This window comes from Pseudomonas sp. KB-10, assembly GCF_018221585.1.
GTDB lineage: Bacteria > Pseudomonadota > Gammaproteobacteria > Pseudomonadales > Pseudomonadaceae > Aquipseudomonas > Aquipseudomonas yangonensis.
Genome location: NZ_QYYB01000001.1, coordinates 313653 through 338245, shown reverse-complemented (window position 1 = coordinate 338245; position 24593 = coordinate 313653). Strand labels below are relative to the sequence as shown.

Sequence of the window (24593 nt, the reverse complement as noted above, 5' to 3'; positions counted from 1 at the left end):
TGGTGGGCTGAAGCCCACCTTGCTGACTAGAGGCTTGCAGCGTACCGCTCAGAATAGGTCGATCGGGTCGACATCCAGCGACCAGCGCACTGCACGACCGCTAGGCATTTGTTCCAGCGCATGCAGCCAGTGGTTGAGCAAGCGGTGCAGCGGTGCACGAGCGTTGCCCTGCACCAGCAGTTGCGCGCGGAAGCGGCCGGCGCGACGTTCCATGGGCGCCGGTACCGGGCCTAACAGTTCGATGCCGGACGAGCCCAACTCCCCCAGCAGATGCTCGGCCTCGCTGCAGGCTTCATCGAGGAAGCTTTCTGCCTGGCCAGGCTTGTGCGCTTCGGCGCGCAGCAGAGCCAGATGGCAGAACGGCGGCAGGCCGGCACTGCGGCGTTCGCTCAGCGCCTGTTCGGCGAAGGCGAAGTAGCCCTGCTCGGTCAGTTGCACCAGCAGCGGATGGTCGGCCAGGTGGCTCTGGATGATCACCTTGCCTGGTTCCTCGGCACGTCCAGCACGCCCGGCGACCTGTACGATCAACTGCGCCATGCGTTCGCTGGCGCGAAAGTCAGCGGAGAACAGGCCACCGTCGGCATCGAGGATAGACACCAGCGTCACCCGCGGGAAGTGGTGCCCCTTGGCGAGCATCTGCGTGCCGACCAGGATGCACGGCTCGCCCTTGTTAATGGTGGCGAACAGGCGATCCATCGCGCCCTTGCGCGAGGTGCTGTCGCGGTCGATGCGCAGCACCGGGTAGTCGGGGAACAGCACCGCCAGACGCTCTTCGGCGCGCTCGGTGCCAGCGCCGACCGGACGCAGGTCGACGTGCTGGCATTTCGGGCAATTGCTCGGCTGCTTCTCGACATGGCCGCAGTGATGGCAGCGCAGTTCCTGATAACGCTGGTGCACGGTCATGCGTGCATCACAACGTGGGCATTCGGACAGCCAGCCGCAGTCGTGGCAGAGCAGCGTTGGGGCGAAGCCGCGGCGGTTGAGAAACACCAGTACCTGCTGGCCGGCCGCCAGGGTCTGGGCGATGGCCTGCTGCATCGGCCCGGAGATGCCCGAGTCCAGTGGCCTGCTCTTCACGTCCAGGCGCAGGAAGCGCGGTTGGCTGGCGCCGCCGGCGCGCTGGGTCAGCTTGAGCAGGGCGTAGCGACCGGTGTAGGCGTTGTGCAGGCTTTCCAGCGAAGGTGTGGCCGAGCCGAGGACGATCGGTACCTCTTCCTGGCGTGCGCGAACCAGCGCCAGGTCACGCGCGTGGTAGCGCAGACCTTCCTGCTGTTTATAGGAAGCGTCGTGTTCTTCATCGACGATGATCAGCCCAGGGTTCTTCATCGGCGTGAACAGTGCCGAGCGGGTGCCGATGATGATGTCGGCCTCGCCATCGCGCGCCGCCAACCAGGCGTCAAGGCGATCTCGATCGTTCACCGCCGAATGCAGCATGGCGATGCGGGCGTTGAAACGTCGGGCGAAGCGGTCGAAGGTCTGCGGGCCGAGGTTGATCTCGGGGATCAGCACCAGGGCCTGCTTGCCGGCCTCCAGGCATTGGTGGATAAGCTGCAGGTACACCTCGGTCTTGCCGCTACCGGTGACGCCTGCGAGCAGAAAGGCATTGAACTGGTCCCAACCTGACGCCACGGCGTTGACGGCCGCGCGCTGCTCGGCGTTCAGCGGCAGTTCCGGTTGTGCCAGCCAGTGCGCAGGCTTGGCATGCGGCTGGGTGCGGCGCACCTCGACCCGCACCAGCCCCTTCTCATGCAGCAGTTGCAGGCTGTCGCGGTTGAGTTGCAGCTGGCTGAGCAGGCTGTGGGCCACGCCATGCGGATGTTGCGCCAGTGCCTTGAGTGCGTCGCGCTGGCGCGGGGCGCGGGCCAGGCGTGGGTCGTCGACACTGGCGCCTTTGCTGGCCAGCCAATAGCGTTCCTGGCGGGTTTCGGCTGGCTCGCCCTGACGCAGCAGTACCGGCAAGGCCCAGCTCAGGGTGTCGCCGAGGCTGTGCTGGTAGTACTGCGCTGTCCACAGGCACAGTTTGAATAGCGGCCCCGGCAGCGGTGGGCGAGCATCGAGCAATTCCAGGGCGGGCTTGAGCTTGTCGAGTGGCACCTCACTCTGGCTGTCGACTTCAACCAGCACGCCGATCATCTCGCGCCGGCCGAAGGGCACGCGCAAGCGCACGCCTGGCTGCAAGGCGCTGCGCGATACGCCAGCGGGGGCGAGGTAGTCGAACAGACGGCGCAGCGGCGAGGGCAGGGCAAGGCGCAGGATCAGGTTGGGCAAGCCAGAAGCTCCTTTGACAGGCCGGCGATCTTAGCACGCGACGACCGGCGCCTTGCGCAGCTTGCATCGACTCATGCGTCTGGTAAGATGCGCGGCCTATTTCTGTGCGGTGCCTGACATTGGTCGGGTGGCGGCACGACTACCCTGAGGAAAGCACGATGAAAGCCGATATCCATCCGAACTACGTCGAAATCGACGCTACCTGCTCCTGCGGTAACGTGATCAAGACTCGCTCCACCCTGGGCAAGAACCTGAGCCTGGACGTTTGCTCCGAGTGCCACCCGTTCTACACCGGTAAGCAGAAAGTGCTGGACACCGGCGGCCGTATCGATCGCTTCAAGCAGCGCTTCGGCGTATTCGGCGCCAAGTAAGCGACCGAACGAAAACGGAATCTGGCATGCGCCACTCCGTGATACTGAAAAAGGCGTCCCTGGTGGGCGCCTTTTTCGTTTCTCTGCTTTGTGCCGGCCTGGCCCAGGCCTTCTGTCCGCAGCGTGCCGATCTTGCTCAGGTCGTCGTGCGCCAGGTGGTCGATGGCGATACGGTGCGCCTGGTCGATGGGCGCAGCATTCGCCTGATCGGCATCAACACGCCCGAACTGGGGCGAAAGGGCCGCAGCGATGAGCCCTACGCAGTGCAGGCCAAGCGTCGTCTGCAGGCGCTGGTCGATTCCAGCGACGGACGTGTCGGTCTGCTCTACGGCGCGCAGCGCAAGGATCGTTACGGCCGTACCTTGGGCCATCTCTATGACCGCCAGGGGCGTAATCTCGAGGCGCAACTGTTGGGCGAAGGCCTTGGCTTCATGGTGGCGGTGGCGCCCAACAGTGCGCTGGTGACCTGTCAGGCGCAGGCCGAGCGTCTGGCTCGCAGCAAGCGGCTTGGCGTGTGGCGTGACGAGCAGGTGAAGACGGCTGGCCAGCTACGCAGTGGCGGCTTCGCCTTGCTCGGTGGGCGAGTCACCAGCGTGCAGCGCAATCGCGGCGGCCTGTGGATCGATCTCGATGGCGGTCGGGTGCTGCGCGCCGCGCCTGAACTGCTCGGCGAGTTAGATCTGCCCGCTTTGCAAAAACTCAAGGGGCGGCGGGTGGAGGCGCGTGGCTGGGTCATCGACCGCCAGAGCCGCGGCGGCTTGAAATCCGGGCAGGCGCGCTGGATGCTGCCGCTTACCCATTCGGCGATGCTGGAGGTGTTGCCATGATTCGTGCATTGATGCTGTGTCTGTGCTGCAGCTGGTTGGCCGGTTGTGCGGTCAATCCCGCGACCGGTCGTACCGATTTCGTGATGATGAGCGAGCGCCAGGAGCTGGATCTCGGCGCGCGCTACAACCAGGAAATCCTCAAGCAATACCCGCGCTACGAGGATGCCAGGCTGCAGGCCTACATCCAGCGCGTTGGTGAGCGGGTGGCGCGCAGCAGCCACCGCAATCAGCTGAACTATGTCTTCACTCTGGTGGACAGCCCGGACGTCAATGCCTTCGCGCTGCCGGGTGGCTACATCTATATTCACCGTGGCCTGCTCGCCTACCTCAACTCCGAGGCGGAGCTGGCTGCCGTGCTGGGCCATGAGGTGGGGCACGTGACGGCCCGCCACAGCGTGCGCCAACAGAGCCAGTCCACGGCCTGGGGGCTGCTCGGCCAGGCTGCGGCCATCGGTACCGGTGTCGGTGCGGTGGGTGATCTGACCAATGTGATGGGCAATGCCTTCGTGCGCGGCTACGGGCGTGACATGGAACTGGAGGCCGATGGCCTGGGCGCGCAGTACCTGGCGCGCAGCGGCTACGACCCGCAGGCGATGATCGAGGTGGTCAAGGTGCTCAAGAGCCAGGAGGACTTCGCCCGCGAACAGGCCGCCAGGCGTGGCGAAGCTCCGACAGCGGGCGGCTATCACGGCTTGTTCGACACTCACCCGGACAACGATAGACGCCTGCAGGAGGTGATCGGTCCTGCGCGTGCGCTGGCCGGTGGCAACCAGGAAGTGGGTCGCGACAATTTCCTGCAGATGCTCGACGGCCTGGTGTTCGGCGATTCGGCCGCCAGCGGGATTCGCCGCGGGCGCAACTTCTACCATGGCGAGCTGGATTTCACTCTGAGCTATCCGCAGGGCTGGCAACTGGTCAATCGCCCGGATGTGCTGATCGGCCATACCCCGGATGAGCAAGCCTTCATCGCCATGACGCTGGAAGCGGCGGACAAGCAGCTTTCGCCCGCCGAATTCCTGCGCAGGCGCGTCGGCAATCAGCGGCTGGTCGCCGGCGAGGACCTGCGCCTGGGGACGCTGCAGGGCTACACCGCAGTGTTGCAGGGGCAGTCGGCGCGGCGTGTTGCGGTGATCTACCGCGGCGACAATGCGTACCTGTTCGTGGCAGCGGTGAAGGGGCGCGCTTCGCTGGAAACCGAGGACCAACGTTTCCTCGAAGTGATCCGCAGCTACCGGCCCCTGAAGCCCGCCGAACGCAAGCTGGCCGAGCCGGTGCGCCTGCATCTGGTGAAGGCCAAGGCGGGGCAAAGCCTGTCGGTTCTGGCCAAGGATTTACCACTGACGACTGATGGCGAGGCGCAGCTTCGGCTGCTCAACGGGCTCTACCCAAGCGGTGAGCCGCGCCCTGGCGAGTGGCTGAAAACGCTGCGCTAGTACGGTGCTTCAATCGCGACCGAACGGTCTTGTGCAGGTGTATACAACTTGCGTATCCTCGGCCGCCTGCCCGTTCAACAGCCAACAAAAGCGGAAATGCCACTATGTCAGATCTAAAAACTGCCGCTCTCGAATATCACGCCCAGCCCCGTCCCGGTAAGCTGAGTGTCGAGTTGACCAAAGCCACTGCTACCGCCCGCGACCTGTCGCTGGCCTACAGCCCGGGTGTCGCCGAGCCGGTGCGCGAAATCGCGCGTGATGCCGAGCTGGCCTACCGTTACACCGGTAAAGGCAACCTGGTCGCCGTGATTTCCGACGGTACTGCCATCCTCGGCCTGGGTAACCTCGGCCCGCTGGCTTCCAAGCCGGTGATGGAAGGTAAAGGCGTGCTGTTCAAGCGTTTCGCCGGTATCGACGTATTCGATATCGAAGTCGATTCCGAGAGCCCGCAGGCCTTCATCGACACCGTAAAGCGCATCTCCATCACCTTCGGCGGCATCAACTTGGAAGATATCAAGGCCCCCGAGTGTTTCGAGATTGAGCGCGCACTGATCGAACAGTGCGACATCCCGGTCTTCCACGATGACCAGCACGGCACCGCCATCGTGACTGCTGCCGGCATGCTCAATGCCCTGGAAATCGCCGGCAAGACCCTGGAAGAGGCGAAGATCGTCTGCCTGGGCGCCGGTGCAGCCGCCATCTCCTGCATGAAGCTGCTGGTGAGCATGGGTGCCAAGGTCGAAAATATCTTCATGATCGATCGCAAGGGCGTGATCCATGCCGGTCGCGATGACCTGAACCAGTACAAGGCCGTGTTCGCCACCGAGACCGACAAGCGCACGCTGTCCGACGCTCTCGACGGTGCTGACGTGTTCGTCGGCCTGTCCGGTGCCAACCTGCTGAGCCCTGAAGATCTCAGTCGTATGGCGGCCAACCCGATCGTCTTCGCCTGCTCCAACCCGGACCCGGAAATCAAGCCGGAGCTGGCGCACGAGACCCGCAACGACGTGATCATGGCGACCGGTCGTTCCGACTACCCGAACCAGGTCAACAACGTGCTGGGCTTCCCCTTCATCTTCCGCGGTGCTCTGGACGTTCGCGCCACTCGCATCAACGAAGAAATGAAGATCGCCGCCGCCCTGGCGCTGCGCGACCTGGCGAAGTTACCGGTGCCGAAGGAAGTCTGCGACGCCTATGGTGGTATCGAGCTGTCGTTCGGTCGTGAGTACATCATTCCTAAGCCGATGGATCAGCGTCTGATCACCGTGGTTTGCGACGCCGTGGCCAAGGCTGCCATCGAGTCCGGCGTAGCGACCCTGCCTTATCCGAAGCACTATCCGCTGACTTCTGTGGATGATGTGTTCAACGGCTAAGCCGTCGAGCAATAAAAAACCCGCTTCGGCGGGTTTTTTATTTTCATCTTGGCTACAGGCTACAGGCTACAGGCTACAGGCTACAGGCTACAGGCTACAGGCTACAGGCTACAGGCTACAGGCTACAGGCTACAGGCTCTTGCCTGCGGCTTGTAGCCTGAGGCTTACCGCCGCCCCTAGAACAGATCGATCGGCGCCATCTCATCAGCCGGCAGCGGGCTGCCAGGAACACCCATACCGGGTTCGAACTCGCTCATCGGCGGCGGTGAGTCCTCGCTCTTGAATAGCTCGAAGTACGCGTCTGGCGTGCCGGGTGCGGCGGCGCGTCCGCTCAACGGGTCAACGCGCAGGGTCAGCAGGCCCTTGGGTTCCTTGGGTAGATGGCTCGGGCGATCCTTGAGGATGGGGCCCATGTAGTTCATCCAGATAGGCAGCGCCACAGTGCCGCCGTACTCATGTCGGCCCAAGCTTTCCGGCTGGTCGAAGCCGGCCCAGACAGTGGTGACGTAGTCGGCGTTGTAGCCGGAGAACCAGCTGTCCTTGGACTCGTTGGTGGTGCCGGTCTTGCCCGCCAGGTCGTTACGGCCCAGTGCCAGGGCGCGGCGACCAGTTCCGCGCTTGATCACGTCCTGCAGCATGCTGGTCATGATGTAGGCCGTGCGCTCGTCGATGATCTGCTCGGCCACCTTGGGTTCCTCCAGGGGCAGATCGTCGGCGGCGTTAACCGTCAGGTTGGCATTCTCCTCGGTCGGCTGGCTGCCTGGGACGCGCGCCGGGTTGGCGCGGAACAACGGCTTGCCGTTGCGATCATCGATGCGTTCGATCAGGTAAGGCTCGATCTTGTAGCCGCCGTTGGCGAAGGTCGCCCAGCCTTCGGCAATTTCCATTGGCGTGAGGCTGGCGGTACCGAGGGCCAGTGACAGGTTGCGTGGCAGGTCCTGTGGGGCGAAACCGAAGCGTTCGATGTAGCGCAGGCTGCGGTCGATGCCCATATCCTGCAGCAGGCGGATCGAGACCAGGTTGCGCGACTTGTACAGCGCCTCGCGCATGCGGATCGGGCCGAGGAAGGTGTTGTTGTCGTTCTTCGGTCGCCACTTCTGCGACAGGTAGTCGTCGGAGAGGATGATCGGCGCATCGTTGACCAGCGTTGCCGCGGTATAGCCGCTATCCAGTGCCGCGCTGTAGATGAAAGGTTTGAAGCTGGAGCCCGGCTGGCGCTTGGCCTGTACGGCACGGTTGTAGTTGCTCTGGTCGAAAGAGAAACCGCCGACCAGTGCCTGAATGGCGCCGCTGTAGGGATCGAGGGAAACCAGCGCACTTTGCGCCGCCGGTACCTGCGTAAAGCGCAGGCTGCCATCTTCCTGGCGCTGCACACGGACGATATCGCCGACCTGGGCGACATCGCCGGGTTGCTGCGGGCGTGGGCCAAGGCTGTTGGTATTAAGGAAGGGGCGCGCCCACTTCATGCTGTCCCAGGCCACAGCCTGTTCTTCGCCATTGCGGGTCAGCACCAGGATGCCGCTCTTCTCGACCTGGGTCACCACGGCAGGCTCCAGGCCGCCGATGCTGCGGAACTTGCCCAGTTCGGTGAGCCAGGTGTCACGTGTCATGCCTGGCAGGCGGCTCTCGGGGCCGCGGTAGCCATGGCGCTGATCGTAGGCGATCAGTCCGTCACGCAGCGCAGTGTTGGCCACTTCCTGCAGGTGGCTGGGGACGGTGGTGGTGACGTTGAAGCCTTCTGTATAGGCCTCGCTGCCATAGCGACCGACCATTTCCGCACGTGCCATCTCCGCTATATAAGGCGCGCTCAGTTCGGGGGCGGGCACGTGGTAGCGTGCATCGACTTCTTCGGCCAGCGCTTGCTCGTAACTGGCTTGGTCGATGCGGCCAAGGCGATACAGGCGGCCCAGAATCCAGTCGCGGCGCTCCTTGGCGCGAGTCGGGTTGACCAGTGGGTTGTAGCGCGAGGGAGCTTTCGGCAAGCCGGCAATCATCGCCATCTGTGCCAGGTTCAGGTCACGGATCGACTTGCCGTAGTAGACCTGGGCTGCGGCCTCGATGCCATAGGCGCGATGACCGAGATAGATCTTGTTGACGTACAGTTCGAGGATTTCGTCCTTACTCAGCTCGCGCTCGATCTGCAGGGCCAGGAGGATTTCGGTGGCCTTGCGCGAGAAGCTGCGCTCGCTGGTGAGGAAGAAGTTCTTCGCCACCTGCATGGTAATGGTGCTGCCACCGCTTTGAATCTGACCGCTTTTCAATAATTGCGTGGCAGCGCGCATCAGGCTGGTCACATCGACGCCATAATGATTGGCGAAATTATCGTCTTCTGCTGCCAGCAGGGCGCTGATGAATTCCTTGGGAATTTCGTCGAAGCGAATAGGCGAGCGGCGCATCTCGCCGAACTCGGCGATCAGCTTGGCATCGCTGCTGTAGACGCGCAGGGGAATCTGCAGCTGGACCTGGCGCAGCGACTCGACGGACGGAAGGGTCGGGCTAAGATAAAGAAACGCACCGCTGAAACTGAGCAACAGCCCACAAAAAACGGCAACGCAAGACCACCAGATGAACTTCAGCAGGCGTATCAAAATGTTCGGAATTCCAAGTAAAAGAATGAGTTAAGCAGGAGCCATGGCTCAAAGGGAAAAGCTGATCACATTATAAGCGTTTTTTTTCCCGGGGAGCCATTTGCGCTTCTGTCAAGACTGATATTTAATGTGGAAAAACATAAATAGTCCGTAAGTCGCGGATGCCAATAGGAAAACGGTCGTGCTAGGGCTCTTCACTAAGAAAGCGAATACGCTGCTGGGGATCGATATCAGCTCGACTTCGGTCAAGCTCCTCGAACTGAGTCGCTCGGGAAGCCGCTACAAGGTAGAGGCATACGCAGTCGAGCCGCTTCCGCCAAATGCAGTGGTCGAGAAGAACATCGCCGAGCTGGAGGGGGTCGGTCAGGCGCTCTCTCGCGTGTTGGCCAAGGCCAAGAGTGGCGTCAAGACGGCAGCCGTTGCCGTTGCCGGGTCGGCTGTCATCACCAAGACCATCGAAATGGAAGCTGGGCTTTCCGAGGATGATCTGGAAAACCAGCTGAAGATCGAGGCCGATCAGTACATCCCCTATCCGCTGGAAGAGGTCGCCATCGATTTCGAGGTGCAAGGCCCTGCGCCACGCAATCCAGAACGGGTGGAGGTGCTGCTGGCAGCATGCAGAAAGGAGAACGTCGAGGTGCGCGAGGCTGCCTTGGCGCTCGCCGGGCTTACCGCGAAGGTGGTCGATGTCGAGGCCTATGCGCTTGAGCGAGCCTATGGTCTGCTGGAGGCTCAGCTGGGCGGTGATCATGACGATCTGACGGTGGCGGTGGTCGATATCGGTGCGACCATGACCACGCTCAGCGTTCTGCATAACGGTCGCACCATCTATACACGCGAACAGCTTTTTGGCGGCAAGCAACTGACCGAGGAAATTCAGCGCCGTTACGGCCTTTCGGTCGAGGAAGCTGGTTTGGCCAAGAAGCAAGGTGGTCTCCCAGACGACTACGACAATGAAGTATTGCAACCGTTCAAAGAGGCAGTCGTTCAGCAGGTCTCGCGCTCGCTGCAGTTCTTTTTCGCGGCCGGCCAGTTCAATGACGTTGATTATATCCTCCTGGCGGGTGGTACCGCGTCCATTCCTGATCTCGATCGGCTGATTCAGCAGAAGATCGGTACGCAGACGCTAGTGGCCAATCCCTTTGCCGACATGGCGCTGAGCAGCAAGGTCAATGCCGGAGCGCTGGCCAGCGATGCGCCGGCATTGATGATTGCCTGTGGTCTGGCGATGAGGAGTTTCGACTGATGGCGCGGATTAACCTACTTCCCTGGCGCGAGCAGCTGCGCGAAGAGCGCAAGCAGCGGTTTCTGGTAAGCCTTGCTGGGGTTTTCATCGTCGCAGCTGGCTTGGTTTTTCTGGGTGACCAATTGCTTAACGCGGCGATTAGCAACCAGAACGCCCGCAATGAATTCATCAAGAAAGAAATTGCTGTTCTGGATGCGCGTATCAAAGAAATCAGTGAGCTGAAAACCCGTCGGCAGCAGCTGCTGGAGCGCATGAAGATTATTCAGGATCTTCAGGGTAATCGCCCGATCATTGGTCGCGTCTTCGATCAGTTGGTCAGGACGTTGCCGGATGGGGTTTACTTCACCAGTGTCAAGATGACAGACAAGAATATTGCGATTGTCGGTGCTGCCGAATCTAACAATCGAGTTTCCAATCTGATGCGTAATTTAGACGGTTCTGAGTGGTTAGCGTCGCCTAATCTAACTGAGGTCAAGGCCGTGACGGCGGGTGCTTTGGATCAGGCGAACGTTTTCCAGCTAACGGTCCAGCAGACACAGCCTAGTCAGGAACAAGCGGAGGCTGCGCAATGAGCATTAAAAGTTCTCTGGAGGGCCTGCGGAGCGTCGATTTAAATGATCTCGACATGAATAATGTTGGGTCTTGGCCGGCCGCTGTTAAGTTTATAGCTGGCGTTTTGCTGCTCATTATTGTGCTTGGTTTGGGCTACAACTTTCATTTGAAAGACCTGCAGAGCATGCTGGAGCAACGCCAGAGCGAGGAGGCGACGCTAAAACAGCAGTTCTCCACCAAAGCCTTTCAGGCTGCCAATCTGGAAGCGTACAAAGAGCAAATGCAGGAGATGGAAGTATCCTTCGGTGCGCTTTTGCGGCAATTGCCTAGCGATACCGAGGTTCCAGGGCTGTTGGAGGACATTACCCGCACAGGGTTGGGCAGCGGTTTGGAGTTCGAAGAAATCAAATTGCTGCCGGAGGTCGCTCAGCAGTTTTATATCGAACTGCCCATTCAGATAAAAGTCAGTGGCGGTTATCACGACCTCGCAACATTTGTCAGTGGCGTGGCTAGCCTGCCTCGTATCGTAACTTTGCATGATTTTCAGCTGGCGCCGGCGAGCGCTGATAGTGCCAGTCGCCTGAGTATGCAGATTATGGCGAAGACCTACCGTTACAATGATAAGGGGGCTCAATAATGGGTTTCTCTCGCTTGTTTTTGGTGGTCGGTGTATTGACTCTTGCCGGCTGTGGCTCCAGTGGCGATTTTGCTGATCTGCGCAGTTATATGGACGAGGTCCGTGCCAAGCCGAAAGGCGCTATCGAACCTCTGCCAACATTCCAGCCTTATGAAAGCTTTACCTATCGTGCCGCATCGTTGCGCAGCCCTTTCCAGCCGCCGGTAAAAATTGACGTAGTTGCCAGGCAAAAAGGCTCTCAGGAAATCAAGCCTGACGAGTCCCGGGTCAAGCAGTTTCTCGAGGGATTCAATATCGAAACCTTTGAGATGGTGGGCACGCTCAGGAATGATCGTGAGCTCTTTGCTTTGGTCAATGGGGCTGGCGGTGTACACCGTGTCAAAGTGGGCGATTACCTGGGGCGTAATCACGGCAAGATATTGGCGATCGATGAATCCAAGATCGACGTGATGGAGATCGTGCCGGATGGCGAAGGTGGCTGGCTTGAGCGACCACGCAGCCTTTCCTTGAAGGAGCGCTCCTGACGGAGCGGTGTGAAAAATGAATACAAATAATTTGTCTGCCAAACGGGATACGAAAATGAATGGCTCTCTTTCGCGTCTTAGTGTCGCCCTGATGGCGGTGCTGCTGTCGCCCGCAGTATTGGCGGCTAACTTACAGGGTCTGGATGTTGCCAGTTTGCCCGGTGATAGGGTTGAGTTGAAACTGTCCTTCGATGAGCCGGTGAATGCTCCCCGAGGCTATACGATCGAGCAGCCAGCTCGCATCGCTCTGGATCTTCCCGGTGTGTCGAACAAACTGGGCTCCAAGAACAGAGAGCTGGGCGTCGGAAATGCGCGCAGTGTGACCATCGTCGAAGCCAAGGACCGTACCCGGCTTATTGTCAATCTGACCAATCTGGCGCCTTACGCCACTCGCGTCGATGGTAATAACCTGTTCGTCGTCGTTGGTGGTGGACCTGCGTCCTCTGCTTCGGATTTCAGTGCTTCTGGGGTCGCAAGTCCGGCGTCCTTTGCGTCTTCGCCTACTGTTCGTGCGGCTGCGGGTGTCCGTTCGGTTAATGACATCGATTTTCAGCGCGGCGAGCAGGGCGAGGGGAATGTCGTAATTTCTCTGTCCGATCCCAAGATTAGTCCAGATGTTCAGGAGCATGGGGGGAGAATTCGTATTGACTTTCCCAAAACTCAATTGCCGGAGTCGCTGCGTGTGCGGCTGGACGTAAAGGATTTTGCTACGCCGGTTCAGTTCGTTAATGCCAGTATTTCTGAGGGGCGCGCGAGTATCGTCGTAGAGCCAACCGGTCTCTATGACTATCTGGTGTTTCAGGCGGACAACAAGCTGACGGTTAGTGTTAAGCCGCTTACCGAGGAAGATGCCTTGCGCCGCAAAGCGGACCGCTTCACCTATACAGGTGAAAAGCTTTCTTTGAATTTCCAAGACATCGATGTCCGTTCAGTACTCCAGCTAATTGCTGACTTCACAGACTTGAATCTGGTCGCCAGCGATACCGTCCGAGGCAATATTACCTTACGCCTTCAAAATGTCCCTTGGGATCAGGCGCTGGATCTGGTGCTCAAGACCAAAGGGCTCGATCAGCGTAAGGTCGGCAATGTGCTGATGGTCGCTCCGGCAGATGAAATTGCAGCTCGCGAGCAGCAGGAATTGGCCGTGCAGAAACAGGTGGCCGAGCTTGCGCCGCTGCGTAAGGATATTATTCAGCTGAACTACGCGAAAGCATCCGACATCGCTAAGCTCTATGAGGAGGGGGCATCGGGGACGCTTAAGGATGATATGCGTGGTTCAGTAATATTCGATGATCGTACCAACAGCCTGATAGTGACTTTGACCCAAGAGCGTATAGACGAGCTGCGACGTATTGTCACCCAGTTAGATATTCCAGTTCGTCAGGTGATGATTGAGGCTCGAATTGTTGAGGCTAGCGTTGATTATGACAAAGCTTTGGGGGTTCGTTGGGGTGGCAACTTATGGTATGGCGATAAGTGGAATGCTTGGGGTAAGAACGGCAATCTTGGAGTAGAGGAAAATGATGAGGGGGGGCAGGTCGGGCGCTATCCGGGTATACGTGAGACGCCACTCAATACTCCTTTTGTGGATTTGGGCGTTGCTGGAAGTACTTCGGGCATTGGTATTGGGTTTGTAACGAATAATACTATTCTTGATATGCAGCTTAGTGCTATGGAAAAATCCGGCTCTGGTGAGGTTGTTTCCCAGCCCAAGGTTGTGACCTCTGATAAGGAAACCGCAAAGATCCTGAAAGGTACCGAAGTGCCCTATCAGGAGGCGAGTTCTAGTGGGGCGACTAGTACCTCTTTTAAAGAGGCTGCTCTGTCACTTGAGGTGACGCCGCAGATTACTCCAGATAATCGAGTTCTCATGGAGGTCAAGGTCACCAAGGATGCGCCTGACTTTTCGGTTGCTGCATCTACCGGTGGTATTCCCGCGATTAGCAAGAACGAAGTCAATGCCAAGGTTTTGGTGGCTGATGGCGAGACGATCGTGATCGGTGGTGTGTATTCCAATACCCAGTCCAAGTCGGTGGACAAGGTGCCGTTCTTGGGTGACCTCCCCTTTATCGGTCGGGTGTTCAAGCGTGATCTGGTTCAGGACAGAAAGGCGGAATTGCTTGTATTCCTCACTCCGCGCATCATGAACAACCAAGCCATTGCCGTGAATCGATGAACTAAGTGCGCAATGTAATCCTCGTAGGCCCGATGGGAGCTGGAAAGAGCACCATCGGGCGTTTGCTTGCCAAAGAGCTGCGTTTGCCTTTCAAGGACTCCGACAAGGAGATTGAGCAGCGTACCGGTGCCGATATTCCCTGGATCTTCGATGTTGAGGGGGAGCAGGGTTTTCGTGAGCGAGAGCAGGCGGTGATCGCCGAGCTGTCGCAGCAAGACGGCCTTGTGCTGGCCACTGGTGGGGGGGCGGTCATGCGTCCGGAGAATCGCCAGGCGCTGCATGCAGGTGGACGAGTCGTCTACCTGCATACGTCCGTGGAGCAGCAGATCGATCGTACGTCGCGTGATCGTAATCGTCCTTTGTTGCGCACGGCTAATCCGGCCCAGGTACTCAGGGATCTGATGGCTATGCGCGACCCTCTCTACCGGGAGGTTGCCGATATCATCATCGAGACCGACGAGCGTCCGCCGCGTATGGTGGTTCAGGAAATTCTCTCGCGTCTGGAAGCTTTGTCGCCCCGTTAAAGCGTGGGGCGAACTGCGCTATCCTAGTGGCCTTTTTATTCTGGGGGCCTCATGCAGACTCTTCACGTTGATCTCGGCGAGCGCAGCTATCCCATTTATATCGGGGATGGCCTGCTGGCACGCCCCGAGTTGCTCACTCGTCATATCGCCGGGCGGCAGGTGGCAGTGGTCACCAATGAAACCGTTGCGCCTCTGTATCTTGAAACGCTGATGCGCTCCCTGGATGGCTTCAAGGTCGCTTCGGTGGTGTTGCCTGATGGTGAGGCGTTCAAGAACTGGGAAACTCTGCAACTGATTTTCGATGGTCTGCTGAAGGCCCGACATGATCGGCGTACGACCGTTATCGCTCTTGGTGGTGGTGTGATTGGTGATATGGCGGGCTTCGCAGCTGCCTGTTATCAGCGGGGTGTGGATTTCATTCAGGTACCGACGACTCTGTTGTCGCAGGTGGATTCCTCGGTAGGTGGCAAGACGGGTATCAATCACCCGCTGGGCAAAAACATGATTGGTGCCTTCTATCAGCCCCAGGCGGTGCTGATCGATACCGCCAGCCTGCATACGTTGCCGGAGCGCGAGTTGTCCGCCGGTTTGGCCGAGGTCATCAAGTACGGTCTGATCTGTGACGAGCCTTTCCTGGCTTGGCTCGAGAGCAACATGGATGCTCTGCGCGCGCTGGATGGCGCTGCACTGACCTATGCCATCGAGCGTTCCTGTGCGGCCAAGGCACGAGTGGTGGGCGCCGACGAGCGTGAGTCTGGAGTACGCGCCACCCTGAATCTGGGGCACACCTTCGGTCATGCCATTGAGACCGAGCAGGGTTATGGGGTGTGGCTGCACGGTGAAGCCGTTGCCGCCGGAACGGTTATGGCGCTGGAAATGTCTCATCGACTCGGCTGGCTGTCGGCGGCGGATCGGGACCGTGGCGTGCGCCTGTTGCAGGCTGCCGGACTGCCAGTGGTGCCGCCGCGAGATATGACGCCGGAACAGTTCCTGGAGCATATGGCGGTGGACAAGAAGGTTCTCGACGGCCAACTGCGCCTTGTCTTGCTCAAGCGCCTGGGTGAGGCGGTAGTGACTGCGGATTACCCGCGTGAAATTCTCGACGCCACGCTGCGCAGCGACTACGCAGCACTGGCTCAGTCGTCCAACTCTTGAAGAGCGATTCATGACCAGTTTGCATGCTGACGAAGCTTTCCTGGCCCATTACCAGTTCAGTCACGACCCCTTTGCCCCGCGAGTGCCTGGCTTCAAGTTCTTCCCGGCTCAACGTAAGCCTGTGCTGGGGCAGTTGCATCACCTTGCGCGCTACAGTCAGCTGCTGCTGGCGGTAGTCGGGCCTGAGGGTAGCGGCAAGACGCTGCTGCGTCAGGCCTTGGTTGCCAGTACCAACAAGCAGGCGGTGCAAAGCATCGTGATTGCTCAGGGCGTGACGGGTAGCGAGGCGTTGTTGCGTCAAATAGCGCAGGGCTTGTCCATTGCCCAGGCGGATGTTCGCTCGATTCTGGCGCAGGTCGGACAGCTGGCGCTGACAGGTCAGGAAGTTTACCTGCTGATCGATGATGCTGATCAGTTGGATGATGTCGCGCTGAAGAATCTGCTGGTGCTCGCAGCGGGCGGCGATGAAGGGCGTCCGCATGTCTTCCTGTTTGCCGAGCATGAATTGCTGGCTCGACTTGAGGCGCTGGTGGGCGGCGAAGAGTGCTATCACGCGATCGAGCTTCAGCCCTATGCCGAGGAGGAAACGCGCGAGTATCTTGCGCTACGTCTGGAGGGTGCAGGGCAGGACATCGCGCTGCTGACCGATGAGCAGATCGAGGACATTCATGCGCGTTCTCAAGGTTGGCCGGGCGCGATCAATCACGAGGCGCGTGAATTGCTGGTCGAACAAATGCTTGCACAGCGCGCAGCTGGGCGTAGCGCTGCGGGTGGAGGCTTCGCATTGCCGAAGAAGCATCTTCTGGCGCTTGCGGTGGTCCTGCTGGGTGTCGCTGCCGCCTGGTTCATGCAGGGGCGCGAGTCGTCCTCATCTGCGCCGGTAGCCAGCGATACGTCGCTGCCCTTGCAGTCCTCCGCTCCGGCCGTTGAGTCTGAAGAGCCCGCGCAGGCGCCTGTGACAGAGAGCCGCGCGCCCGCCATCGAGTTCGCGGGTGCCAGCCAGCCGCTGCCTTTACCGCTGGTGGGCGAATCACAGACCGTGATTCGCCAGCCTTTGGCCGAAGCGGCAGGTGAGGAGCTGGATAATTTCGAACCGCCGGCTTCGCCTGAGCCCTCGACAGTGACGCTGCCATCGGCTCCAATCGCTGCTGCACCTGCACCTGCACCTGCACCTGCACCTGCACCTGCACCTGCAAAGCAGCCTGAGCCGGCTGCGCCGAAGCCCGCAGCTCCTGCCTCGGTGCCTACGCCCAAGCCCGCGCCAGCTCCGACAGCGGCGCCGGCTGCGGCCTCGGGTAGCTGGTATGCGCAGCAGCCGGCGTCACGATATGCCCTGCAGGTGGTTGGGTCTCGTTCAGAGGCCAACATCCAGGCGCTGGTGCGTGAGGGCGGCAGCGAGTATCGCTACTTCAAGAAAATCCATCAGGGCCAGCCGCTGTACGTGCTGACCTATGGTAGCTTCTCCAGTCGTGACGCCGCGCAGGCGGCTGTGAAGACCCTTCCTGCCAAGTTGCAGGCCGGTAAGCCCTGGCCCCGTACGCTGGGTAGCATTCAGCAGGAAATGAGCCGCTAGGCGCTCTGTCCCAAGATGACCGCCTGGTCGTTAGCACGACCTTGCGGTCTTATCCTTCGGTTTTGCGACATAAATTTTCACCCCTTCGTCACGAACATTTGTGACGCCATGGGTGGATATGTACAATGACCTCCCTTTTGCCCATGCAAAGCACGCCCGTGCCTGCTATTCGGGTTTAAGTAATTGAATTAGAAAGTAATTTGCCTGAGGTCTAGGCAGCCTGGTGAGAGTTTCCCCTATGAAAGCAGGTTTGTACCGTCCTGATGAGTTCAAGGATAACTGCGGCTTCGGCTTGATCGCCCACATGCAAGGTGAGGCTAGCCATCACCTGCTCAAGACCGCTATTGAGGCCCTCACCTGCATGACCCACCGCGGCGGTATCAACGCCGACGGCAAGACCGGTGATGGCTGCGGCCTGCTGATCCAGAAGCCCGATCAATTCCTGCGCGCCATCGCCCAGGAGCAATTCGGCGTCGAACTGCCTGGGCAATATGCCGTGGGCATGGTGTTCTTCAATCAGGATTCGGCCAAGGCCGAAGCCGCGCGCGAGAACATGAACCGCGAAATCCTGGCGGCCGGCCTGCAACTGGTGGGCTGGCGCAAGGTGCCGATCGATACCAGCGTGCTCGGCCAGCTGGCGCTGGAGCGCCTGCCGCAGATCGAGCAGGTGTTCATCGGTGGTGATGGCCTGTCCGACCAGGAATTCGCCATCAAGCTGTTCAGCGCCCGTCGTCGTTCGTCGGTGGCCAATGCCGACGACAGCGATCATTACATCTGCAGCTTCTCGCACAAGACCATCATCTACAAAGGCCTGATGATGCCGGCGGACCTGCAGCAGTTTTACCCGGATCTGGGTGACGAGCGCCTGCAGACCTCCATCGCGGTCTTCCACCAGCGCTTCTCCACCAACACCCTGCCGAAGTGGCCGCTGGCGCAGCCCTTCCGCTTCCTCGCGCACAACGGCGAGATCAACACCATCACCGGCAACCGCAACTGGGCGCAGGCCCGTCGCACCAAGTTCGCCAACGAGCTGATCCCCGATCTCGATGAGCTGGGCCCGCTGGTCAACCGCGTCGGTTCCGACTCCTCGAGCATGGACAACATGCTCGAGCTGATGGTCACCGGCGGCATCGACCTGTTCCGCGGCCTGCGCATGATCATTCCGCCGGCCTGGCAGAACGTCGAGACCATGGACGCCGATCTGCGTGCGTTCTACGAATACAACTCCATGCACATGGAGCCCTGGGATGGTCCGGCCGGCGTGGTGCTCACCGATGGTCGTCACGCCGTGTGCCTGCTCGACCGTAACGGCCTGCGCCCGGCGCGCTGGGTCACCACGAAGAATGGCTACATCACCCTGGCCTCGGAAATCGGCGTGTGGGACTACCAGCCCGAGGACGTCATCGCCAAGGGCCGTGTCGGCCCGGGGCAGATCCTCGCCGTCGACACCGAGACCGGCCAGGTGCTCGACACCGAGTCCATCGACAGCCGCCTGAAATCGCGCCATCCCTACAAACTGTGGCTGCGCAAGCATGCTCAGCGCATCAAGGCGACGCTGGAAGACCGCGACCACGGTTCGGCCTTCTACGACCCGGACCAGCTCAAGCAGTACATGAAGATGTTCCAGGTCACCTTCGAGGAGCGCGATCAGGTCCTGCGTCCGCTCGGTGAGCAGGGCCAGGAAGCGGTCGGCTCCATGGGCGACGACACGCCGATGGCGGTGCTCAGCCAGCGTGTGCGTTCGCCCTACGACTACTTCCGCCAGCAGTTCGCGCAGGTCACCAACCCGCCGATCGACCCGCTGCGTGAAGCGATCGTCATGTCCCTGGAAATCTGCCTGGGCGCCGAGCGCAACATCTTCAGCGAGTCGCCTGAGCACGCCACCCGCGTGATCCTCAGCAGCCCGGTGATCTCGCCGGCCAAGTGGCGCGCACTGATGAACCTGGATCGTCCGGGCTTCGACCGTCATGTCATCGACATGAACTACGACGAGTCGCTGGGTCTGGAAGCGGCCGTGCGCAACATGGCCGACCAGGCAGAGGAAGCCGTGCGTGCCGGCAAGGTGCTGCTGGTGCTGACAGACCGTCACATCGCCCCGGGCAAGCTGCCGGCGCATGCCGCGCTGGTCACCGGCGCCGTGCATCACCGCCTGACCGAGAAAGGTCTGCGCTGCGACTGCAACATCCTGGTGGAAACCGCCACCGCGCGTGACCCGCACCACTACGCCGTGCTGCTGGGCTTCGGCGCCTCGGCGGTGTACCCGTTCCTGGCCTACGAAGTGCTGGGCGATCTGATCCGCACCGGCGAAGTGCTGGGCGACCTGTACGAAGTGTTCAAGTACTACCGCAAGGGCATTTCCAAGGGCCTGCTGAAGATCCTGTCGAAGATGGGTATCTCCACGGTCGCGTCCTACCGCGGCGCGCAACTGTTCGAAGCCGTCGGCCTGGCCGACGAAGTCACCGAGTTGTGCTTCCGTGGCGTGGCCAGTCGCATCCAGGGCGCGCGTTTCGTCGATATCGAAAGCGAGCAGAAGCTGCTGTCCTTCGAGGCCTGGAATAATCGCAAGCCGATCCAGCAGGGCGGCCTGCTCAAGTTCGTCTACGGCGGCGAATACCACGCCTATAACCCGGACGTGGTGCGCACGCTGCAGGAAGCCGTGCAGCAGGGCAACTACGAGAAGTACAAGGAATACTCGACGCTGGTCGACACCCGTCCGGTGTCGATGATCCGCGACCTGCTCAAGGTCAAGGAATCCACCACGCCGATTTCCCTGGACGAAGTCGAGCCGCTGCAGTCGATCTTCAAGCGTTTCGATGCCGCCGGCATCTCCCTCGGCGCGCTGTCGCCGGAGGCGCACGAGGCACTGGCCGAGGCGATGAACCGTCTGGGTGGTCGCTCCAACTCCGGTGAGGGCGGCGAAGACCCGGCGCGCTACGGCACCATCAAAAGCTCGAAGATCAAGCAGGTAGCCACCGGCCGCTTTGGCGTGACTCCGGAATACCTGGTCAACGCCGAGGTGTTGCAGATCAAGGTGGCCCAGGGCGCCAAGCCCGGTGAGGGCGGCCAACTGCCGGGCGGCAAGGTCAACGGTCTGATCGCCAAGCTGCGCTATGCCGTGCCAGGCGTGACCCTGATCTCGCCGCCGCCGCACCACGACATCTATTCCATCGAAGACCTGGCGCAGCTGATCTATGACCTCAAGCAGGTCAACCCGAAAGCGCTGGTGTCGGTCAAGCTGGTGGCGGAAGCCGGTGTCGGCACCATCGCTGCCGGTGTGGCCAAGGCCTATGCCGACCTGATCACCATTTCCGGCTACGACGGCGGCACCGGCGCATCACCGCTGACCTCCATCCGCTATGCCGGTGCGCCTTGGGAGCTGGGCCTGGCCGAAACCCACCAGACCCTGCGCGGCAACGACCTGCGCGGCAAGGTGCGGGTGCAGACCGACGGTGGTCTGAAGACCGGCCTGGATGTGATCAAGGCGGCCATCCTCGGCGCCGAGAGCTTCGGCTTTGGTACCGCGCCGATGGTGGCTCTGGGCTGCAAGTACCTGCGCATCTGCCACCTGAACAACTGCGCTACCGGCGTGGCCACGCAGAACGACAAGCTGCGCAAGGATCACTTCATCGGCACGGTCGAGATGGTGATGAACTTCTTCACCTACGTCGCCGAGGAAACCCGCGAGTGGCTGGCCAAGCTGGGCGTGCGTAGCCTGGAAGAGCTGATCGGCCGCACCGATCTGCTCGAAGTGCTGCCGGGCGAAACTGCCAAGCAGGGCAATCTGGATCTGTCGCCACTGCTGGCCAGCGCGCACATCCCGGCCGACAAGCCGCAATTCTGCCAGGTGCCGAAGAACCCGCCGTTCGACGAAGGCCTGCTGGCCGAGAAGATGGTGGACATGGCCAAGGACGCCATCGCCGGCAAGACCGGTGGTGAGTACGAGCTGAACATCGGCAACTGCGACCGCTCCATCGGCGCGCGCATTTCCGGCGAGATCGCCCGCGTGCATGGCAACCAGGGCATGGTTGATGCGCCGATCACCTTCCGCTTCAAGGGCACTGCCGGTCAGAGCTTCGGCGTATGGAACGCCGGTGGTCTGAACCTGCGCCTGGAAGGTGATGCCAACGACTACGTGGGCAAGGGCATGACCGGCGGCAAGATCGTCATCACCCCGCCTGCCGGCAGCCCGTTCGCCACCGAGGACAGCGCCATCATCGGCAACACCTGCCTGTACGGCGCCACCGGCGGCAAGCTGTTCGCCACCGGTACCGCGGGTGAGCGTTTCGCCGTGCGCAACTCTGGCGCCCACGCCGTGGTGGAAGGCACGGGCGACCACTGCTGCGAGTACATGACCGGCGGTTTCGTCTGTGTACTGGGCAAGACCGGCTACAACTTCGGCTCGGGCATGACCGGCGGCTTCGCCTATGTGCTCGACATGGACAACGGCTTCTACGACCGCGTCAACCACGAACTGGTGGAAATCCAGCGCATCAACAACGAAGCGATGGAGGCCTACCGCAGCCACCTGGAAAGCGTACTGGCCGAGTACGTCGAAGAGACCGGCAGCGAGTGGGGTCAGAACCTGCTGGAGAACCTGGACGATTACCTGCGCAAGTTCTGGCTGGTGAAACCGAAAGCGGCGAGCCTGAAGTCGCTGTTGTCCAGCACCCGTGCCAACCCGCAATAAGAATGCGCCTGAAGTGGTTTGATGAGGTAATGCAATGACTGAACGTCTGAATAACGACTTCCAGTTCATCGAAGTCGGGCGCAAAGACCCGAAGAAGAAACTGCTGCGTCAGCGCAAGAAGGAATTCGTCGAGATCTACGACAACTTCAAGCCGGCGCAGGCCGCTGACCAGGCACATCGCTGCCTGGGCTGCGGCAACCCGTATTGCGAGTGGAAGTGCCCGGTGCACAACTTCATTCCGAACTGGCTCAAGCTGGTGTCGGAAGGCAACATCCTGGCCGCCGCCGAACTCTCGCACCAGACCAATACCCTGCCGGAAGTTTGCGGCCGCGTGTGCCCGCAGGATCGCCTCTGCGAGGGTGCCTGCACCCTCAATGACGGCTTCGGCGCGGTGACCATCGGTTCGGTGGAGAAGTACATCACCGACACCGCCTTCGCCATGGGCTGGCGTCCGGACATGTCCAAGGTCAAGCCGACCGGCAAGCGTGTCGCGGTGATCGGTGCCGGCCCGGCGGGCCTGGGCTGCGCCGACGTGCTGGTGCGCAACGGCGTGACCCCGGTGGTGTTCGACAAGAACCCGGAAATCGGCGGTCTGCTGACCTTCGGCATCCCAGAGTTCAAGCTGGAAAAGACCGTGCTCAGCCGCCGCCGTGAAGTCTTCACCGGCATGGGCATCGAGTTCCGCCTGAACACCGAGATCGGCAAGGACGTGACCATGCAGCAACTGCTGGATGAGTACGATGCCGTGTTCATGGGCATGGGCACCTACACCTACATGAAGGGCGGCTTCCCGGGCGAGGACCTGCCGGGCGTCTACGACGCGCTGGACTTCCTCATCGCCAACGTCAACCGCAACCTGGGTTTCGAGAAGTCGCCGGAAGACTTCATCGACATGAAGGGCAAGCGTGTCGTGGTACTGGGCGGTGGCGACACCGCGATGGACTGCAACCGCACCTCGATCCGTCAGGGCGCCAAGGCCGTGACCTGCGCCTACCGCCGTGACGAAGAGAACATGCCGGGCTCGCGCAAGGAAGTGAAGAACGCCAAGGAAGAGGGCGTGAAGTTCCTCTTCAACCGCCAGCCCATCGCCATTGTCGGCGAAGACAAGGTGGAAGGCATCAAGGTGGTCGAGACCCGTCTCGGTGAGCCTGACGCCCGCGGCCGTCGCAGCCCCGAGCCGATCCCGGGCTCCGAGGAGATCATCCCGGCCGAAGCCGTGCTGATCGCCTTCGGCTTCCGCCCGAGCCCGGCGCCCTGGTTCGAGCAGTTCGAGATCCAGACCGACAGCCAGGGCCGCGTCGTGGCGCCCGAGCAGTCGCAGTTCAAGCACCAGACCAGCAACCCGAAGATCTTCGCCGGTGGCGACATGGTGCGTGGTTCCGACCTGGTGGTGACGGCGATCTTCGAAGGCCGCAACGCCGCCGAAGGCATCCTCGACTATCTCGGCGTCTGATGACGCAGGGCAAGTAAAGGCGAGACAAATCGTCGCGATGGACAAAAGGCACGGCACCCGCCGTGCCTTTTGTTTTGGGGTCTGCGAAAATGCCCGCACTTTTTTCGCCGGATGCCGCCATGACCGCCCTGAAGAACGACCGTTTCCTTCGTGCCCTGCTCAAGCAACCCGTGGATGTCACGCCGATCTGGATGATGCGCCAGGCCGGTCGCTATCTGCCGGAGTACCGCGCGACCCGGGCCAAGGCCGGCGACTTCGTGAGCCTGATGAAGAATCCGGAGTTGGCTTGCGAAGTCACCATCCAGCCGCTGGATCGTTACCCGCAGCTGGATGCGGCGATTCTGTTCTCCGACATCCTCACCATCCCTGATGCGATGGGCCAGGGCCTGTACTTCGAGACCGGCGAAGGCCCGCGTTTCAAGAAGGTGGTCAGTAGCCTGGCCGACATCGAGGCGTTGCCGGTGACGGATGCCGAGAAGGATCTGGGCTACGTGATGGATGCCGTGCGCACCATTCGCCGCGAGCTGAACGGTCGTGTGCCGCTGATTGGTTTCTCCGGCAGCCCCTGGACGCTGGCCACGTACATGGTCGAAGGCGGCTCGTCGAAGGATTTCCGCAAGACCAAGGCCATGCTCTACGACAAGCCACAGGCCCTGCATGCACTGCTCGACAAGCTGGCGCAGTCGGTCACGGCGTATCTCAACGGGCAGATCCTGGCCGGGGCACAGGCTGTGCAGATCTTCGATTCCTGGGGCGGCGCGCTGTCGGCGGCGGCCTATCAGGAGTTCTCCCTGGCTTACATGAAGAAAATCGTCGACGGCCTGATCCGCGAGCACGACGGGCGCCGCGTGCCGGTGATCCTGTTCACCAAGGGCGGTGGCCTGTGGCTGGAGTCCATGGCCGATAGTGGCGCCGAGGCGCTGGGTCTGGACTGGACCTGCGATATCGGCAGCGCCCGTGCCCGAGTCGGTGCCAAGGTCGCTCTGCAGGGCAACATGGACCCGGCAGTGCTCTACGCCAAGCCGGCAGCGATCCGCGCCGAAGTGGCGCGTATCCTGGCGGCCTACGGCGCCGGCAGCGGCCATGTGTTCAACCTCGGCCATGGCATCACCCCGGAGGTCGACCCGGCTCACGCTGGCGCTTTCTTCGAGGCTGTGCACGAGTTGTCCGCGCAATATCACCAGTAAGTGGGGCCAGGCAGCCGAA

The 24593-nt window shown here is 61.0% G+C and carries 17 protein-coding genes; 15 read left to right on the top strand and 2 right to left on the bottom strand.

Translation table 11 applies throughout. The features are described from left to right. Nucleotides 1-48: 48 nt before the first annotated feature. Complete coding sequence (locus tag DXK50_RS01480; protein WP_115292476.1) at nucleotides 49-2268, bottom strand: primosomal protein N'; 2220 nt, start codon at nucleotides 2266-2268, stop codon at nucleotides 49-51. A 158-nt stretch (nucleotides 2269-2426) separates the two neighbouring features. On the opposite strand from DXK50_RS01480, the gene rpmE reads away from it, so the two are divergent. The 4 genes from rpmE to DXK50_RS01460 all read left to right on the top strand — a co-directional run bounded on the left by rpmE (nucleotide 2427) and on the right by DXK50_RS01460 (nucleotide 6272). Next, nucleotides 2427-2639 carry a 50S ribosomal protein L31 gene (gene rpmE / locus DXK50_RS01475; RefSeq protein WP_003459015.1) on the top strand — a complete coding sequence of 71 codons (213 nt, stop codon included), beginning with the start codon at nucleotides 2427-2429 and terminating at the stop codon, nucleotides 2637-2639. 26 nt (nucleotides 2640-2665) lie between these two features. Beyond that, nucleotides 2666-3466 carry a thermonuclease family protein gene (locus DXK50_RS01470; protein WP_212629129.1) on the top strand — a complete coding sequence of 267 codons (801 nt, stop codon included), beginning with the start codon at nucleotides 2666-2668 and terminating at the stop codon, nucleotides 3464-3466. Beyond that, on the top strand, nucleotides 3463-4899 hold the full coding sequence (locus DXK50_RS01465) for a M48 family metalloprotease (protein WP_212629128.1): 1437 nt from the start codon (nucleotides 3463-3465) through the stop codon (nucleotides 4897-4899). Before DXK50_RS01470 ends, DXK50_RS01465 begins: the two co-directional genes overlap by 4 nt. 104 nt (nucleotides 4900-5003) lie before the next feature. Further along, nucleotides 5004-6272 carry a malic enzyme-like NAD(P)-binding protein gene (locus tag DXK50_RS01460; protein ID WP_013713724.1) on the top strand — a complete coding sequence of 423 codons (1269 nt, stop codon included), beginning with the start codon at nucleotides 5004-5006 and terminating at the stop codon, nucleotides 6270-6272. Between the two features lie 176 nt (nucleotides 6273-6448). Here the strand turns inward: DXK50_RS01460 and DXK50_RS01455 are convergent, their stop codons facing one another. After that, on the bottom strand, nucleotides 6449-8857 hold the full coding sequence (locus tag DXK50_RS01455; protein WP_372240608.1) for a penicillin-binding protein 1A: 2409 nt from the start codon (nucleotides 8855-8857) through the stop codon (nucleotides 6449-6451). A 184-nt stretch (nucleotides 8858-9041) separates the two neighbouring features. Here DXK50_RS01455 and DXK50_RS01450 point away from each other — a divergent pair, with 184 nt between their 5' ends. The 11 genes from DXK50_RS01450 to hemE all read left to right on the top strand — a co-directional run bounded on the left by DXK50_RS01450 (nucleotide 9042) and on the right by hemE (nucleotide 24574). Continuing rightward, nucleotides 9042-10106, top strand: a complete 1065-nt coding sequence (locus tag DXK50_RS01450) for a pilus assembly protein PilM (protein WP_161864624.1) — start codon at nucleotides 9042-9044, stop codon at nucleotides 10104-10106. Further along, complete coding sequence (pilN, locus tag DXK50_RS01445; RefSeq protein WP_212629127.1) at nucleotides 10106-10678, top strand: type 4a pilus biogenesis protein PilN; 573 nt, start codon at nucleotides 10106-10108, stop codon at nucleotides 10676-10678. The genes DXK50_RS01450 and pilN overlap by 1 nt, the downstream gene beginning before the upstream one ends. Next, on the top strand, nucleotides 10675-11295 hold the full coding sequence (gene pilO, locus DXK50_RS01440) for a type 4a pilus biogenesis protein PilO (RefSeq protein ID WP_161864626.1): 621 nt from the start codon (nucleotides 10675-10677) through the stop codon (nucleotides 11293-11295). Before pilN ends, pilO begins: the two co-directional genes overlap by 4 nt. After that, nucleotides 11295-11819: a type 4a pilus biogenesis lipoprotein PilP gene (gene pilP / locus DXK50_RS01435; RefSeq protein ID WP_212629126.1), complete on the top strand. Its 525-nt coding sequence runs from the start codon at nucleotides 11295-11297 to the stop codon at nucleotides 11817-11819. The genes pilO and pilP overlap by 1 nt, the downstream gene beginning before the upstream one ends. Nucleotides 11820-11874: 55 nt before the next feature. Beyond that, nucleotides 11875-13995 carry a type IV pilus secretin PilQ gene (pilQ, locus tag DXK50_RS01430; protein ID WP_212629546.1) on the top strand — a complete coding sequence of 707 codons (2121 nt, stop codon included), beginning with the start codon at nucleotides 11875-11877 and terminating at the stop codon, nucleotides 13993-13995. A gap of 5 nt (nucleotides 13996-14000) precedes the next feature. Further along, nucleotides 14001-14519 (top strand): shikimate kinase AroK, encoded by a 519-nt coding sequence (gene aroK, locus DXK50_RS01425; protein WP_161864628.1) that lies wholly within the window; start codon nucleotides 14001-14003, stop codon nucleotides 14517-14519. A gap of 51 nt (nucleotides 14520-14570) precedes the next feature. Then, nucleotides 14571-15674: a 3-dehydroquinate synthase gene (gene aroB / locus DXK50_RS01420; RefSeq protein ID WP_212629125.1), complete on the top strand. Its 1104-nt coding sequence runs from the start codon at nucleotides 14571-14573 to the stop codon at nucleotides 15672-15674. A gap of 10 nt (nucleotides 15675-15684) precedes the next feature. Next, entirely contained in the window at nucleotides 15685-17247 is a 1563-nt protein-coding gene (locus DXK50_RS01415) for an AAA family ATPase (protein WP_212629124.1), read from the top strand. Nucleotides 17248-17485: 238 nt separating this feature from the next. Next, entirely contained in the window at nucleotides 17486-21934 is a 4449-nt protein-coding gene (gene gltB / locus DXK50_RS01410; RefSeq protein WP_212629123.1) for a glutamate synthase large subunit, read from the top strand. Nucleotides 21935-21968: 34 nt separating this feature from the next. Beyond that, a complete protein-coding gene (locus DXK50_RS01405; RefSeq protein ID WP_017678548.1) occupies nucleotides 21969-23387 on the top strand; it encodes an FAD-dependent oxidoreductase in 1419 nt (472 codons plus the stop codon). A gap of 119 nt (nucleotides 23388-23506) precedes the next feature. Continuing rightward, nucleotides 23507-24574, top strand: a complete 1068-nt coding sequence (hemE, locus tag DXK50_RS01400; protein WP_212629122.1) for a uroporphyrinogen decarboxylase — start codon at nucleotides 23507-23509, stop codon at nucleotides 24572-24574. Nucleotides 24575-24593: the final 19 nt, after the last annotated feature.

Bases quoted from the DNA above. Each gene is read 5' to 3' on its own strand.
- rpmE (WP_003459015.1), top strand. From the start codon at position 2,427: ATGAAAGCCGATATCCATCCGAACTACGTCGAAATCGACGCTACCTGC.
- DXK50_RS01470 (WP_212629129.1), top strand. From the start codon at position 2,666: ATGCGCCACTCCGTGATACTGAAAAAGGCGTCCCTGGTGGGCGCCTTT.
- DXK50_RS01465 (WP_212629128.1), top strand. From the start codon at position 3,463: ATGATTCGTGCATTGATGCTGTGTCTGTGCTGCAGCTGGTTGGCCGGT.
- DXK50_RS01460 (WP_013713724.1), top strand. From the start codon at position 5,004: ATGTCAGATCTAAAAACTGCCGCTCTCGAATATCACGCCCAGCCCCGT.
- pilN (WP_212629127.1), top strand. From the start codon at position 10,106: ATGGCGCGGATTAACCTACTTCCCTGGCGCGAGCAGCTGCGCGAAGAG.
- pilO (WP_161864626.1), top strand. From the start codon at position 10,675: ATGAGCATTAAAAGTTCTCTGGAGGGCCTGCGGAGCGTCGATTTAAAT.
- pilP (WP_212629126.1), top strand. From the start codon at position 11,295: ATGGGTTTCTCTCGCTTGTTTTTGGTGGTCGGTGTATTGACTCTTGCC.
- pilQ (WP_212629546.1), top strand. From the start codon at position 11,875: ATGAATGGCTCTCTTTCGCGTCTTAGTGTCGCCCTGATGGCGGTGCTG.
- aroB (WP_212629125.1), top strand. From the start codon at position 14,571: ATGCAGACTCTTCACGTTGATCTCGGCGAGCGCAGCTATCCCATTTAT.
- DXK50_RS01415 (WP_212629124.1), top strand. From the start codon at position 15,685: ATGACCAGTTTGCATGCTGACGAAGCTTTCCTGGCCCATTACCAGTTC.
- gltB (WP_212629123.1), top strand. From the start codon at position 17,486: ATGAAAGCAGGTTTGTACCGTCCTGATGAGTTCAAGGATAACTGCGGC.
- DXK50_RS01405 (WP_017678548.1), top strand. From the start codon at position 21,969: ATGACTGAACGTCTGAATAACGACTTCCAGTTCATCGAAGTCGGGCGC.
- hemE (WP_212629122.1), top strand. From the start codon at position 23,507: ATGACCGCCCTGAAGAACGACCGTTTCCTTCGTGCCCTGCTCAAGCAA.